The 15711-nt window shown below is 26.5% G+C and carries 11 protein-coding genes and 1 riboswitch; of the genes, 3 read left to right on the plus strand and 8 right to left on the minus strand.

Annotation, left to right across the window (positions count from 1 at the left end; genetic code table 11):
* Nucleotides 1–26: 26 nt before the first annotated feature.
* The 5 genes from ABCP60_RS11365 to ABCP60_RS11385 all read right to left on the minus strand — a co-directional run bounded on the left by ABCP60_RS11365 (nucleotide 27) and on the right by ABCP60_RS11385 (nucleotide 6068).
* The gene (locus ABCP60_RS11365) at nucleotides 27–1415 is read right to left on the minus strand and encodes a tetratricopeptide repeat protein (RefSeq protein WP_243240000.1); all 1389 of its coding nucleotides are present in this window, start codon (nucleotides 1413–1415) and stop codon (nucleotides 27–29) included.
* 153 nt (nucleotides 1416–1568) lie between these two features.
* Nucleotides 1569–3026 carry a VanW family protein gene (locus tag ABCP60_RS11370; RefSeq protein ID WP_195928698.1) on the minus strand — a complete coding sequence of 486 codons (1458 nt, stop codon included), beginning with the start codon at nucleotides 3024–3026 and terminating at the stop codon, nucleotides 1569–1571.
* A gap of 114 nt (nucleotides 3027–3140) precedes the next feature.
* Nucleotides 3141–4532 carry a UbiD family decarboxylase gene (locus ABCP60_RS11375; protein ID WP_166505733.1) on the minus strand — a complete coding sequence of 464 codons (1392 nt, stop codon included), beginning with the start codon at nucleotides 4530–4532 and terminating at the stop codon, nucleotides 3141–3143.
* A gap of 184 nt (nucleotides 4533–4716) precedes the next feature.
* Nucleotides 4717–5475 carry a protein phosphatase 2C domain-containing protein gene (locus tag ABCP60_RS11380; protein ID WP_092924907.1) on the minus strand — a complete coding sequence of 253 codons (759 nt, stop codon included), beginning with the start codon at nucleotides 5473–5475 and terminating at the stop codon, nucleotides 4717–4719.
* A gap of 281 nt (nucleotides 5476–5756) precedes the next feature.
* Nucleotides 5757–6068, minus strand: coding sequence for a hypothetical protein (locus ABCP60_RS11385; protein ID WP_141664380.1), 312 nt, complete (start codon nucleotides 6066–6068; stop codon nucleotides 5757–5759).
* Between the two features lie 189 nt (nucleotides 6069–6257).
* Here ABCP60_RS11385 and ABCP60_RS11390 point away from each other — a divergent pair, with 189 nt between their 5' ends.
* Complete coding sequence (locus ABCP60_RS11390; protein ID WP_092924903.1) at nucleotides 6258–8021, plus strand: peroxiredoxin; 1764 nt, start codon at nucleotides 6258–6260, stop codon at nucleotides 8019–8021.
* 33 nt (nucleotides 8022–8054) lie between these two features.
* Here ABCP60_RS11390 and ABCP60_RS11395 read toward each other — a convergent pair whose 3' ends face one another.
* Complete coding sequence (locus ABCP60_RS11395; RefSeq protein ID WP_092924900.1) at nucleotides 8055–8654, minus strand: ribonuclease H family protein; 600 nt, start codon at nucleotides 8652–8654, stop codon at nucleotides 8055–8057.
* Between the two features lie 218 nt (nucleotides 8655–8872).
* Nucleotides 8873–9045: riboswitch (Lysine riboswitch) on the plus strand.
* A 125-nt stretch (nucleotides 9046–9170) separates the two neighbouring features.
* Here ABCP60_RS11395 and nhaC point away from each other — a divergent pair.
* Nucleotides 9171–10607: a Na+/H+ antiporter NhaC gene (nhaC, locus tag ABCP60_RS11400; protein WP_092924898.1), complete on the plus strand. Its 1437-nt coding sequence runs from the start codon at nucleotides 9171–9173 to the stop codon at nucleotides 10605–10607.
* Nucleotides 10608–10636: 29 nt separating this feature from the next.
* On the opposite strand, the gene ABCP60_RS11405 is transcribed toward nhaC, so the two are convergent.
* On the minus strand, nucleotides 10637–11590 hold the full coding sequence (locus ABCP60_RS11405) for a calcium/sodium antiporter (protein WP_343101786.1): 954 nt from the start codon (nucleotides 11588–11590) through the stop codon (nucleotides 10637–10639).
* Between the two features lie 100 nt (nucleotides 11591–11690).
* On the minus strand, nucleotides 11691–14687 hold the full coding sequence (locus ABCP60_RS11410) for an ATP-dependent DNA helicase (protein WP_092924894.1): 2997 nt from the start codon (nucleotides 14685–14687) through the stop codon (nucleotides 11691–11693).
* Nucleotides 14688–14871: 184 nt separating this feature from the next.
* Here ABCP60_RS11410 and pdaA point away from each other — a divergent pair, with 184 nt between their 5' ends.
* The gene (gene pdaA / locus ABCP60_RS11415; protein WP_092924892.1) at nucleotides 14872–15690 is read left to right on the plus strand and encodes a delta-lactam-biosynthetic de-N-acetylase; all 819 of its coding nucleotides are present in this window, start codon (nucleotides 14872–14874) and stop codon (nucleotides 15688–15690) included.
* Nucleotides 15691–15711 lie beyond the last annotated feature (21 nt).

Here is a 15711-nt window from a genome sequence, read left to right on the forward strand (position 1 = left end):
AAAATAAAACTACCTATTGGTAGTTTTTATTTTTCTTTTAATATATCATTAACTTTTGAATTGTTATACATACTATCTGGTACTTCATTTTTTAGCCCATAGAATGTGTTTTTTGCATCTTTTAAGTCACCCATTTTATAATAAAGCATTCCTAATTGGTAAAATGCATCATCATAATATTGATCATTCTTTGTATAAGTATTTATATATTTTTTATAATATTTTACAGCTTCATCATCATTACCTATCTTTTCATTTAATAATGCTAACTGGTATACAGCTTCTGATATATATTTCTTACTTTTTCCTTGAGATACAATATATTCGAAGTTTTTTATAGCCTCTTTATAATTTTTATCCTTAGACTCATCAACTGCTTTATTATATAAAGTTTCCTCATCAGAAACTATAACTTGTGTATCTTCTTTTTTATTTTCGCTTTTTGCATTATCTAATTCTTTTTCTTTCTCTTTTATTTCTTGTTCTTTTTCATTTAGTTTTTTATCAGCTTTATCTAGTTCTTGCTCGTGATTACTTAATTTCTCATTTAATTTATCAATTTTATTTTTGCTATACATATGATATGCACCTAATGCCAAAAGTAAACATACTCCAAATATTAAAAATGGCTTACTATTCTTAGACTTTTTCTTAGGCTTAATATCTTCTTTTTTCTCTTCTTTATCTTCCTTCTTATTTTCAAACAAAGGATTATCTTTATCTACTTCTCTTAATCTACTTAGATAATGTTCTCTCTTTTTAACGTTACCTATCTTATCATATATTAAAGAAAGTATTATATATGGCTCTATTAAATCTGGGTCATCATCTATCATATTTTCAAGTATATGTATTGATTCTTGATTCATCTCCTCATTAATAAATCTTATAGAGTGATTATATCTACCTAAGAATACTTTAAATTCATCAGATGATAACATATCTACATACTTTCTAGATAGTTCATTGTTACCATAACACATAGCAGTGTAAAAACTTTCAAAAGCCTTAGCAAAATCACATTTTAATAGAGTAAGTAATCCTTTTAAATTAAGTATATCTACATCTTTTGGATTTATCTCTATAGCTTTTTCTATTAATTCATAAGCACTAGTTAAATATCCCTTTAAAGATAAATCAAGTGCATTATTATACCTTTTATATGATTCTAACTTTAATTCTTTTGAAGTATCTTCTGAATTACTCTTTAGTGTATTTTGTAAGTTTAATATTGTTTCTTCTTTATAGTTATTAGTTACATAACTTTGCTTTAATGCCTTTAATGTCTCATTCGTTTCTTCTTCATCTATATTAAAAAATGTCAAATCACTTTTGTTATCTTCAACTAAAGATATATCTAAAATTTTTCTAGGCATTTGCTTTATATCTTTTTTGATAATTTTACCTAAAATCATATTCTCCTCCTAATTTAAATATATATTCTAAGATAACACATTTAACACTACAAGTCAAAGATATACATATTTTCATATTTTTAGGCAAATTATTATAAAAAAAGATAACCTACGTTATAGGCTATCTTTTTTTAACTAATATTATAATCTTTCTTAAGATACACTTGGTGTGTCTGGATTAGGATTTTGTTCTGGTGGTGGTGTTAAAGCTTCTGGTTGTACAGGTTTTTGTTCTTGTTGATTTGGTTTTTCTGGTCTTACAGGTTTTTGTTCTGGTGTTTTAACCTCCATAGTTCCAACAGCGATAACACCTTGCTTTTTAGGATAATATGATGTATATACTTTTTCTTTTTTTAGCACTTCTCCATTACTGTTCTTATATACTCTGTAAGTTGATACTGTATATGCATTTCTTGCTTTTTCTAATTGTTTTTCTTTCCCTTTTGGAAGAGTTGGATCATCGACTCTTTTTATAGGAGCTTGAGATACTCCATCTATGTTAGTTAATATATCTACATTTTGCTTATCTGATTTACTACCATAGATTTGACATATAACTCTATTTCCTGATACATAATTTTTTAAATATATAGGCTGCTTTAAGTTATTTTTAAATACAAAGTCTATTCCTCCATCAGTTACAGTTGCATCTCTCCCTTTTGCTACATATGTAGATGGTATAGAATGATTTTTAAGTTCTACAATTTCTAATCCTGAATATAACACCGTATTATATAGTGTAGATGATACCTGACAAACTCCACCTCCTACACCTTCTTGTACTACTCCTTGTACTATAACTGGTGCATTTTTATAACCATTTGATACAGTTCTCATTAAAGTATTTTCATTGTATGAAAATGTCTCACCAGGCATTAGCAATTTATCACTAGTTCTACTTGCTGCTAATCTTATATTAGTTGTTCTACCAGCTACTGATGAATCAAATTTGGTAGAATAGCTAGCTAATAATGTATCTATATGTTGTATATCCTCTTTTTTTACATTCTGATTAGTAACTTTTACTGCTAAATCTTCTTTTTTATTGCCTTTTTTAAGTTGACTAATTATATTTTCTACACTCTTATTTACATCAACTTCTTGTCCTTTATGTCCTGATAATACCTCTACTTTCGAGTTATTTATATCTAATTTTGCATCTTCCATATCAATATTTATATCCTTAGATATATCTTTAACGCATTTTATTAATTTCTCTTTATTATAGTCTATTTTAAGCTCAAGGTTATTTTTTGCTCCGAAATTTGCTTTTATAGTTTTTTTAATATTATCTATCATAGAATCTTCTCTATTTATAGATAGTGCCTCATTAATAGTCTCGTCTAAACTATATTTTAAATCTATATCTTTACTATTTATTTTCCATAACTTATCTGAATATGAAATGTATATTTGTTTTATGTCATATTTTTTATTTAGTACATCTTTAGCTTCTTCTCTTGTCATATTTCCTATTGATATGCTGTTAACATATGTGTTTTTAAGTATTTTATTTCCGTTTATTTGAAAACTTATAAAACCTATAAAAACGATTATCCCCAATAATATTACACCCGTTGCAGCGTATACATATTTTTTTACATCTTTCATGTCTTACTCTCCTCAATCTCCCATTTTTCTCACATATTATTACTTAGCTATAAGGTTTATATATCCTCTTTTATATTTCAATATTTTAAAAAAAGTGTGTTAAAAAACACACTTTTAATATTCTTTAATCTCTTTTTGAGAAATTATATAAACTTTTTCACTATACATATTTATCATAAAAGCTTCTTTAGGCCTAAAGAATCCTTTATTTACAATTTCATAGTAATATAAGCCTTCATTTCCCTTTAATATATTTTCTAATCCTTTTTCATCTTCTACATATCTGTCAGCTTTATTTTTAGATACTTCATATATTTCTTTGTACTTTTCGTCATTTTTTTCTAATTTATTTTGAAGTATAAATTTAGCTTTTTCTTCACTTATTGCAAATTGTACTTTTCCTGAATTATCATATCTAAAATACCCATTACAGTAAGTGTTTTTGTAATCTTTATTACTATCCTTATATGAATATATTTCCTTTGTTTTCGCATTTACTAGTATTTCATCGGTTAACATTCCATACTCTAACACTTCAACACAATAATATTTTTCACCATCTATCATTTGGTAGTAAGAATTTATAGATAGGCTATTTTTAGATATGTTTCCTTTTTTAGATATTAAATTAATAATATCATCTGCTGATAATGTGTATATTGATAATTTTTCCTTATACTTTTTCTCTAAATTTAGTATATTTTCATCATCTGGATAATATTTTTTTACATACTCTATGTATCTTAATGCACTTTCATAGTCTCCATCTTTGTTACTTTCATCAGCTTTTTCTATATAATCATCATACATAAGGTCTATACATTCATCTTTTTCTTTTTGTGCTTTTTTATAATATTTATCATCTTTGTCTAGTACTTTATCATAATCTTGTATTGCTTCATAATACATGTGGTTTTCTTTGTTTTCATTTGCTTTTTCATACACCAATCTAGATTCATGTATTTGTTCTATATTACTTTTATATCCATCTAATTCATTTGAAATTCCATTTAGAGTAGATGCCATACTTATATAAGATAAAGCTGTATCATAATCTGTATTTTCTTCCTTATACATATCAGATACTCTTTGAGATTGTTCTATTATACGACCTACATCTACCTCAATATTTTCTATTGCATTTATGGTATTTATCATACCTACATATTGTTCCTTTGTAATTTCTTTATTTACGTATTTATCTCCACTTTCAAGAAGTAATTTATTTATCTTTTTAGATAATGTTTTATCAATTCTCTTCATTTTAGAATCAGAAAATTTCTTTTCGTAGTTAGAGTAATTGTCAATAGCTATATTGTATCTACGATTTTCTATATTTTCCAATAATGTATCAACCTCTTTTTGTACGCTTAATTCATCACTACTTATGAAAAATACTATAACTAATACTATTACACCTAATACTGATAATGAAATTGTGATTATATTTTTTTTATATATATCTATAAAATCTACACATTTATAAAATAATTCTTTAAAATTCATTATCGTTTCCTTTCCTATTTAGTTTTTATGTAAATATCATTATTTATTATATCATATATGTATATCTTTAACCATATTTTATATTATTAGTAAATATATGTATTTTAATTGTTTATAAATAAAAATAAGTCAATATAATGTCTATAAAACTTTTTAAATACATAATATTGACTTATTTTTTTATTTATATTAAAAACACAATGCTTATATCATCCTGACTTTTTTGCTTGCTTAACTTACTTAGTCGCTGTTTGTAAGTTCTTTTTAGAACTTCCCTAGAAAATACACTCTTATTGTACATATATATTGTATCATTAAGGCTTTTGTACAATTCATTTTTATTGTCAAAAGACTGCTCATATCCATCTGTAAATATAATAATATTTTCTTTGTATTTATTTATTTCATCATCTATATAATACATAATATTTTTATATGAATCTATTCTTCCTAAAGAATCAACTGTATCACTTTTTCTAGTTTCTAATACTTCTTTAAACTCAGTATCATCTTTTATTATAATATTTCCATCTCCTATTTTTAAATATAGCCTAAATCTATTAGTTACCAACACTGCTATTAATGTTGTAGAATATTTTATATATTCTGTTTTAAAAACTAATGGATGAAATCTTTCAAAATCTAACTTAACTAAATCCATCCATTTTGATTGAATTTCCATTTGTATTTTTTTTTCTTCTAGCATATTAACTAAATCTTTTGTATCTAAATCTGCCAAATCTTTAAGCATGCCTACTGCAATATTACAAGCTATTTTAGCTCCTCTATCACTATATTTGAAAAAATCATTACTATGGCCATCAGACACAGCAAAAACTATTCCTTTATCAAAAAAATCGAAATCTAAATAATCTTGAGATTTCGATTTTTTTAATATATTTTTATAACCAGTTACCATTTCTGAAAATATATTGTATTCCATAAGCAACCTCTCCTATAATTGTTCTTAATTATCTTTTATTATAGGTTTTATATATTTATAACTAAAATTTTATTTTCTTAAGTAAAATTTTAACTTTATTTAAGTGACTTTATCTATTACCGAAAAGTTCTTTTTTGCTACCGTGTAAAGTGGTATCATTACTTTTTAACCTATTACTATAAGTTCAATAATTATGCATAATTTATAAATAGATATAATAATTAATAAGCAAAAAAGACACCATAGTTTATTTTATTGTGCCTTTTTAAATCATTTTAATATTAAGATATTTTTCTTTTTGCTTTAACAACTTCTTTTGTATTTCCTCTTTTAATATTTTTACTCTTGCTAACTTTAGTCTTTTGTATATGTTTTTTATTTTTAAATATTCTATTGTAGTCTACAACTACTAACATAACTGTTAAACATAAAGTTAATCCTGTAAATAACATAAAGTAATATTCTAACCCTATAAACACTCCCATAATAGCATTTAACAGTATAAGTCCAAATGTTATAACAAAAGATATAATAGATGATAGAACTAAAACCTTAAATATACTTTCTATCTTTCTTAGGATAGATTTCAACATTCTCACCCCGTATAATAACAAATCTTTACATTTATCTATCTTTAAATATATCAAATATGCACATAAATAGCAATTCTTATTAGTTATTTTTCTAAAAGTATTTACAATTATATTTTCTTCGTAACAATATCACCCCTTAATTAATAAAATATAATTAGGTTATATTTTATTAATTAAGGGGTGATATATATGCCATGCCTTCCAAGTTTAGGATCGAAAGCTCCTGATTTTAAGGCTAACACAACATTTGGGCCTATAAAATTATCTGATTATAATGGTAAATGGGTAGTTTTATTTTCTCATCCTGGAGATTTTACTCCAGTATGCACTACAGAATTTCTATGCTTTGCTAAATACCATAATGAATTTAAAAAAAGAAACACAGAATTAATAGGCCTAAGTGTTGACAGTAATGCGTCTCATCTAGCTTGGATGTATAATATATTTACTATGACAGGTATTGATATTCCTTTTCCAGTTATAGATGATAATGATAAATATGTAGCTAAGCTATACGGTATGATTTCAGAACAAATGAGTAATACTTCTACAGTACGATCTGTTTTTATAATAGATGATAAACAAATACTCAGAACTATACTTTACTATCCTCTCACAACTGGTAGAAATATTCCTGAGATTTTAAGAATTATAGAAGCACTTCAAACTAGTGATAAAGATAAAGTAGTAACTCCTGCTAACTGGTTTCCTGGTATGCCAGTCATAACACCATCTCCTAAAACTTATAAAGAGTTAAAAAATAAAATTAAAAACTGTGAGAAAGAATATGCGTATATGGACTGGTATCTTTGCTTTATGCCTGATAAGGATAGACCCACTATTAATGTAAAACATAATAAAGATGTATTTATAAAATCTAAAAATACTAAAAAGTGCCAAAGACCTGAAATAACAGACCCAGATAAACAGCCTGCTATAAGTTGTCCTGATGTTAGTCCAATAGTTATGGAGTATGTATTTGGTAATCCTGGAAACGTAGATCCTAATTTACTTGATGCTGTAATCTATGCATTCGTAGAAATTAATGAAAATGGAACATTACGAGTTCCTACTCCTAATTATTTAAATCAACTTATAAGTCTTAAAAATATTAAGCCTACTTTAAAAGTTATTGCTGCCATTGGTGGATGGGGAGTTGAAGGTTTTTCTGATGCTGCTTTAACTCCTGCATCTAGATATGCATTTGCTAGAGAAGCAAATAAGCTTATAAAGCAATATAATTTAGATGGTATTGATATTGACTGGGAATATCCAGGAAGTAGTGGTGCGGGTATAAAATCTAGACCTGAAGATAAAGAAAATTTTACACTTTTACTAACCGCTCTAAGGGATGTTATAGGAGATAATAAGTGGTTAAGTGTTGCTGGTACTGGAGATATTGGTTATATAAATAGAAGTGCTGAAATATCTAAAATAGCTCCTTTAATAAACTATTTTAATCTAATGAGTTATGATTTTACAGCTGGAGAAACAGGTGAAAATGCTAAGAAACATCATGCTAATTTATATCCTTCTAATTTATCTTTAAGAGGATATAGTGTAGATTCTATGGTACAAAATTTAATAAATGCCGGTATGCCTCGTGAAAAAATACTACTTGGAGTTCCTTTTTATGGTAGACTTGGAGCTGCAATTACAAGATCATATGATCAACTTAGAAGGGATTATATAAATAAAAATGGTCATACAGTAATGTTTGATAGAGATGCTAAAGTACCTTATCTAGTAAAAGATGGAGAGTTCTCAATGTCTTATGAGGATACCCTTTCTATTTATATAAAAGCTCTATATGTATTAGATAATTGTCTTGGTGGCATTTTTTCTTGGACATCGACATATGACCAGGCAAATATTTTGGCAAAAGCTATGTATGATGGTATAAATAGACCTTCTTTTGTTTTAGCTGAATTAGAGGATTTTGGATTAAGTTAAAAATAAAGTCTTGCAAAATACTTTGCAAGACTTTTATATTCCTATAGCTTTCTTAGCTAATTTATCAGCTTCATCGTTATATTTATTGCCACTATGTGCTTTTACTTTTACAAACTCAACATTTAACTTATCTTTTATATTATCATAAAATTTCTTATATTTAGTAGTTCCTTCTTTATTAGTTTTCCATAATCCTAAGCACCATTTTTCTATTCCTTCATAATCAAAATATAAAATCAAATTATTTATGTTATTATCTATACAATAATTCATCGCAATCTTTGCAGCTTCTATTTCACCTGCGACATTTCTCATTCCAACTAAATCTTTATCATTTCCTTTTTTGCTATAAGTTTTTATAACTTCTTCATTTTTTATTATAACTACCCCTGAACCATATTCTCTTATTGAATGTTCATAACTACCATCAACATAAGCTTTTACAAGTTCTTTTCCCTCTTGTATTTTTACACCACTTTCACCATATATATATGATTTTGCTTCCTCTATCGTAGTAAAACTTTTATACTCAGCGCCTGAAAAACCATTTATTTGTTCCTTACATTCATTCCATGTATTATATATACCATTGTTTCTTCCTTTTCTTACTGCATAAAACTTAACCTTAGCCAAATTTTTCACTTCCTTTCGTATAACTATTTATATAAAATTTATATTTTTCTAAATCATACATTTAATAACTATTCTATAGTAAAATAAGTAGTTTTTAAAGACTTATTATTTTACATATTATTGTGAAAATTTTCTTAAATTTTTTATTCCTAAATATTTCATGCTTTATTTTTTTTTAATTTATGGTATAATCTTTATTATCAAATAAATCGAATATAACTATTGGTAGAGGTCGCATTGTTAAATAGTAGTTTTGTGGAGGTAAGCACGAAGAAGCAAAATAAAAGGTAACTATGCCGAAATATATAAGGGAAGCTTTAAACTTATATATTGGGGTTATGCAAAATATGTATAACACTGTCACATTTATATGTGGAGTGCTATCTTTAGATTAAGCGTATTTTTAATTGTACGGTTGAATGCTTAAGTCTAGGATAATATCTTTACACCTAGACTTTTTTTATTATCTCTTTTCTCCTTAACGTTATATTCGGTATAAATTTTAGGAGGACTTTTATGACAAAAAAGGTTAAAAAACAAGCAACTTTATTTGATGCATTACTATGTGTCTCTGTTTTAGTTGCAGTTTTAGTGACATGTTTAGTATTTTTAAGAAAGTATGAAATATCTGCTCATATACCACTTATAATAGGAGCTACATTTGCAAGTGGTGTTGCAGTTTTTAGATTAGGTTTTAATTGGAAGGAATTAGAAGAAGGTATACTATCTACTATAAATACGACAATGCAATCAATACTTATACTTTTAGTAGTTGGTATGATAATAGGTACTTGGATAGCTGGTGGTATAGTTCCTGCTATGATATATTGGGGTCTTAAAATATTATCACCTGGAATATTCTTAGTGGCAACTACTTTAATCTGCGCTATAGTATCTATTTCTACTGGTTCATCTTGGACAACAGCTGGTACTGTAGGTATAGCTCTTTTAGGTATTGGTAGTGCCTTAGGTATACCTGGTAAAATAGTTGCAGGTGCTATAATATCTGGTGCTTATTTTGGGGATAAGATGTCTCCTTTATCTGATACAACAAACTTAGCTCCTGCTATGGCTGGTTCTACTTTATTTGATCATATAAAACATATGGTATATACAGCTGGTCCTGCTCTTTTAATATCACTTGTATTATACGGTATAATAGGAATGAAATATGCAGGTTCTGAAATGGATATATCTCAAATAAATCAAATTCAAAATGCTTTATTAAGTAATTACAATACATTATCTCCATTTTTACTTTTAGTTCCTTGTGCTGTTATAGCAATGGTTATATTTAAAGTCCCTACAATACCAGCACTTATAGGTGGTGTTATATTAGGTGGCGTTTGTGCAGTAGTATTTCAAGGTGCATCTATAGCTGATATACTTGTAGTTGCTAAGTCTGGTTATGTTTCATCTACTGGAATGAAGTTTGTTGATGATCTTCTTACTAGAGGTGGACTTGACAGTATGTTAGGGACAGTATCATTAATACTTTGTGCTTTAACTGTAGGTGGGGTATTAGAAAAAACTGGTATGTTACAAGTTATAGCACAGTCTATACTAAAATTTGCAAAGGGTACTTTTGGACTTATAGCTGCTACAATATTTACTTGTATCGGTACTAACTTAGCAGTTGCAGACCAATATTTAGCCATAGTTATACCAGGAAGTATGTATAAGGATGCATTTATAAGACAAGGTTTATCTCCTAAGAATCTTTCTCGTGCTTTAGAAGATAGTGCCACTATAACGTCTCCACTTATTCCTTGGAATACTTGTGGAGCATATATGTCAGCAACACTTGGAATTGGATCTTTCGTATTTTTACCATATGCATTCTTTAACTTAATTTGTCCTTTAATATCATTATTCTATGGATTAACAGGATTAACAATAGAAAAACTTTCTGATGAAGATTTAATAGAAGAATTTGAAAACGGAATAGCTTAAAATAAAAAAGAGTCTTTAAAGACTCTTTTTTATTTTCTTATTATTATAAATGTCATATATAATATATACATTATAACTAATAATATACCTTCTTTTTTATTTATACGTTGCTTAGTTCCTGCAAATATATATGTTAATATTGTTATTATTATCATAATCATCATATCAACAAACACTATGCTATGAACTTGTATATTGCTTATAAATGAGGATATACCTAAAACAAATAATATATTAAACAGATTCGAACCAACTACATTACCTATAGCTATATCACTTTCACCTTTTCTAGCCGCAACTATACTTGTTACGAACTCTGGAAGAGATGTTCCTATAGATACTATAGTTAAGCCTACTAGATTTTCACTCATACCCCAAGCTAAAGCAATATTGCTTGCACTATCTACAACAAACTGACCACCTACTATTATTCCAATTATACCAAGGATACTCATTAGTATACTTTTACTCATAGGTATGCTCTCATCAGCTTGATCTATTTCCATTTCCTCTTTAGATGTTATGGCCATCTCTACTAAATAATACATAAATATACCAAATAAAGTTAGTAGCATCAGCCCATCTGCTCTTGTTAAATCATTTTGAGTATACCCTTGAAACTTTATATCGTGAGATAATATAGATAGTACTATAGTTGCAAGTACTGCAAATGGGAATTCTTTAATTATAGTGCTCTTTTGTACCTTTATAGGATTTATTATTGCTACGACTCCCAAAACACATAAAAAGTTAAATATATTAGACCCTACTACATTGGCTATAGCCATATCATTACTTCCTTTTAATGCTGCTGTTATACTTACTGCAGCTTCTGGTGCACTAGTACCAAAAGCAACTATTGTAAGCCCAATTATAAGTGTTGGGGCCTTTAATGTTTTTGCTATAGATGATGAGCCAACTACAAATACATCTGCTCCTTTTATAAGAATTAAAAAACCTATTATAAGTAATATATAACTCATATTTACATCCTTTCTTTTAACTACTTTTATAAGATTTATTTTTTCTTAAATATCTAATCTTATTCAATAATTAAAATATAGGTAAAGTCTTTTTATAATCTCATACCTTAGATTTTAATTTGATTTTTTCTTTTGGTATAGTATATCTATGATTAAAGTACTTTATATTTAATTTATCATTATTATTTGAAGTAACTCTGCACTTTATATACCTTTGATTCATTTGCTCAACTACAAACTGTTCTATATCTTTTATGTCATCTATATCTGTAATTGTTAGTAAGTTCCTAACATCTACTAATACCTCTCTCATAACCTGCTTTCTACATATATTTAGATGATTATTAGTATAGTTTTGTATATTATTTTTGCTAACTATATTTATTTTACAACCATGAAGATCTCTCTCTAATTTTTTTAAAGTATGCCCATTAGTTCCTATGTCAAAGATTATAAAACATCCGTAATCATATTTGCTTCTTAAGATCCTTCCCATAGCTTGTTTTACCTTAATAGCCATCTGAGGGTAGTTTATAGATTGATAGGTCAAGCCATATTTTTTCATAATAGTTGAGTATAAAGGATCTTTCGGATTTAGATTAGGAATTTTATCTAAGGTTACACACACAAGTCCATCCCCTGGAACATCTACACCTTCAAAGCATCCTTTCGATCCTAATACCACACAATTTTGATTCATATTCTTTAAATTTCTAATTCCTTTTTTGTTTTTGTATATATCTATGTTTTTTCCATTTAATATATGAATTAGATCTTCGTATGTTTTATCTAATCTATCTGTACTATTAAATAATGATAATAAGTGTCCATGTGTTACCTCACATATTTTGTATATAGTATTTGATATGTCTGTTGTAAAGTTTTTATTATTATAATTTGATAAATCGCTTAACCCTAATGTTAATACTTTGTTTTTATAATTATATAAAGGCTCTATCACTTTTTCGATATTTTCAACCCTATTTATACCGAGAGTATTTTTAAAATAATTCATATTGTTTTCTACGCTCAAAGTAGCAGATATAAATATACCACTTTCCACTTGACTTAATATATTTTCTTCAAACAATTTGGCTAGTTTTAAAGGAACAACTTTAGCCTCGAAGTTAGTATAATTTTTATCTATTTCAATAATTCTTGCAAAATCGTCTTCTTCAGCAAATTCCATAAATAGTTCAAATGTAGTCCTTATATCTTCTAGTTCTTTTATTCTTGCTTTACCAAATTTATATATATCAGATTCCTTATCTATACTATCATCATCTATATTTCTATCAATTATAACTAATATAGCTATTAAATTTCTTAGTATTTTATCAAAACTATCTCTAATCTTATTACTATAACTTAAATATGTTAATTCTATATATTCATCTTCTTTTTTTACCTTTCCTAGCACTTCACTTTGTTGTAGGTTAAATTCCCACCTTAAGTTATACTTACTTAAATAATTATAATCTGATTCTATACCAAATCTTAGAACAGAGTTAAGTTCCTCTAAAATTAAATTTATATTCCTACTTATTTTTTCTTTTATATCTCTTCCAAAGTGAACATGATGATAAAACTTATCAAAATACTTTATCTTTCTAGATGTTTTATATTTTTCATATATGAAAGGACTATTTCCTATATATTCATATGGATATATTTCTTTTAAAAAATATTTTAGTGCTTTGTATTCTATAGTACTTGAGAAAAAATCATATCCCTTTTCAGCTAAATTATGACCCTCATCCACTATAATATTTTCTAGTGGTTTCTCTTCTTTATAAGGCCACTTTGCCAATAAAGAGTGATTTATAACAGTTATATCTTCTTCTTTTAATTCTTCTACCCTATTTTTGTATAGACATTCTTTATTACACTTTTTAGGTCTACATAAATTCGGATCACAACTAACATGTTTTATATGATCACCTATTACATTAAATTCATTTAATATAGAAGGACTTATCTCCTCTATATCACCGTGTTTTCCTTCCTTAACTATTTGTTCTAGTAGTAGTATCCCTAGTATTTCTTTTTTAGTTGTTTTTTTAGAGGTATATTCATTCTTATACTGTTCTAATTTTTCTACACATATATAGTTGTTTTTTCCTTTTATGTATCCATACTTTATCTTTCCCATAAGACCTAATGAGTTTAATACATTAGGTATATCTTTATTGATCAATTGTATTTGAAGCTCTTTAGTGTCTGTAGATATTATCATTCTCTTTTTGTTTAACCTTGCTTCTAATATAGCTGGAAGTAAATATCCTACACTTTTACCTATTCCTGTTGGGGCCTCTATACATGCTATTTTATAAGTAGTAGCACTACTTATAGTTTCTCTTATAGTTTTGGTTAATTCATACTGCCCTGGCCTGTATTCATATATAAATCCTTCTTTTTTAGCCCATATACTTTCATCTTTTAATAATTCTTCATAATTTCTTTCATTTTCATTTAGTTTTCTTATTACTAGTTTTTCTTTTTTATTATCTTTTAATTTTTCTTCTGCTTTTTTTTCTAAACTTTCTAATTCTTTAATATCATCTACACTATCTATTAACTCACTCCACTCCCAATTAGGTAGTGAAAATTTATTTAAGTAAGAATTTATTTTAAATGTTAAAGGCTCTAATGTTAATTTATCTTCTTTTTTTATACTTATTATTATATTGTTTACAATATTTACAATACTTATTAAATCACTTATATACTTATCATTTGTTAATATATCATTTAAATCCTTAATATTATAATCACTATAATAGGGCTTAATTACATGCACTAACTCTTTTACATCTAATATCTTCTCGTTTATATAGTTCTCTATAAACTTTTTATTAGATGATAAATCAAACATTGCTATATAGCTATCTCCTATAAAATCATTTAAACTATTTATCTTATAATTTTTATCATCATTATTTATTATTTCCTCAAAAATGTATACTTGATTATTAAAAAACTTTACTCCTATTAACTTAATTTTATTTGAATTTTTGCTAACTTCTATATTTAAGTAAGTTATATTATCTAAAACACTATATAACTTACTAGTTAATTGATGTATAAATTTCTCCATTTCATTTACCTTCCATCAAATATGTCTGTGCTTAAACATATTTATTTCATTGTCTTGTATACATAATTATATGATAAGTTTATCCAAAAAGTAAAAATATAATTTCCATTTACTTTTATTAGTATATTTTTAACTTAATTATTAAAACTATATATAAATTTACTACACTACTAGAGGTGACTTTATGAATAAAAAAAATACAACAAACTATCTACTAATAGGATTTTTCTTACTTATATTTACATTAATATTTACTACAAATTTTAATATAGTAAATAAATCTAAAACTCAAATATTAAATCCTATAAACACAGAATATAACTGGTACTTCAATCCAAGAAACGATGGAAAACAACCAGAACCTATTAAAGAAGCTAATTTCTTTAAAAAGTATAATTCATATTATGTCGGTGATAAGGATAAAAAAATAATATACTTAACATTTGATGCAGGATATGAAAATGGAACAACTGAAAGTATACTAAATACATTGAAAAAACATAATGTAAAAGCCCACTTTTTCGTTGTAGAAAGTTATATAAGAAATAACCCAGAGCTTATAAAAAGGATGGAAAAAGAAGGTCATTTAGTTTGCAATCATTCTAAAAATCATCCTTCAATGGCTAAAATAACAGATTTTGAAAAATTCAAAGATGAAATAACAAGTGTAGAGGATGCTTATAAAGATGTCACTGGTAAAGATATGCCTAAGTTTTTCAGACCACCTATGGGAAAATTTAGTGAGCAATCATTAAAATACACACAAGACTTAGGATATAGTTCTATATTTTGGAGCTTTGCTTATGTAGATTGGTATAATGATAATCAACCTACGCCTGAATATGCAAAGGAAAAAATCTACTCAAGAACTCATCCTGGTGCTATAGTTTTACTTCATCCAAACTCTACTACTAATACTCAAATATTAGATGAAGTTATAACTCATTGGAAGGAAGAGGGATATAAGTTAGAAACACTTGATTATCTAGTTAAAAATAAATAGTTTATAAGGATACAGATATCT

This window comes from Romboutsia sp. MSSM.1001216sp_RTP31141st1_G3_RTP31141_220114 (genome assembly GCF_039031195.1).
Classification (GTDB): domain Bacteria; phylum Bacillota; class Clostridia; order Peptostreptococcales; family Peptostreptococcaceae; genus Romboutsia_C; species Romboutsia_C hominis.

Excerpts from the sequence above, each read along its gene's own strand:
- ABCP60_RS11365 (WP_243240000.1), bottom strand. The coding sequence starts at position 1,415 with ATGATTTTAGGTAAAATTATCAAAAAAGATATAAAGCAAATGCCTAGA.
- ABCP60_RS11370 (WP_195928698.1), bottom strand. The coding sequence starts at position 3,026 with ATGAAAGATGTAAAAAAATATGTATACGCTGCAACGGGTGTAATATTA.
- ABCP60_RS11375 (WP_166505733.1), bottom strand. The coding sequence starts at position 4,532 with ATGAATTTTAAAGAATTATTTTATAAATGTGTAGATTTTATAGATATA.
- ABCP60_RS11380 (WP_092924907.1), bottom strand. The coding sequence starts at position 5,475 with ATGGAATACAATATATTTTCAGAAATGGTAACTGGTTATAAAAATATA.
- ABCP60_RS11385 (WP_141664380.1), bottom strand. The coding sequence starts at position 6,068 with ATGTTGAAATCTATCCTAAGAAAGATAGAAAGTATATTTAAGGTTTTA.
- ABCP60_RS11390 (WP_092924903.1), top strand. The coding sequence starts at position 6,258 with ATGCCATGCCTTCCAAGTTTAGGATCGAAAGCTCCTGATTTTAAGGCT.
- nhaC (WP_092924898.1), top strand. The coding sequence starts at position 9,171 with ATGACAAAAAAGGTTAAAAAACAAGCAACTTTATTTGATGCATTACTA.
- ABCP60_RS11405 (WP_343101786.1), bottom strand. The coding sequence starts at position 11,590 with ATGAGTTATATATTACTTATAATAGGTTTTTTAATTCTTATAAAAGGA.
- ABCP60_RS11410 (WP_092924894.1), bottom strand. The coding sequence starts at position 14,687 with ATGGAGAAATTTATACATCAATTAACTAGTAAGTTATATAGTGTTTTA.
- pdaA (WP_092924892.1), top strand. The coding sequence starts at position 14,872 with ATGAATAAAAAAAATACAACAAACTATCTACTAATAGGATTTTTCTTA.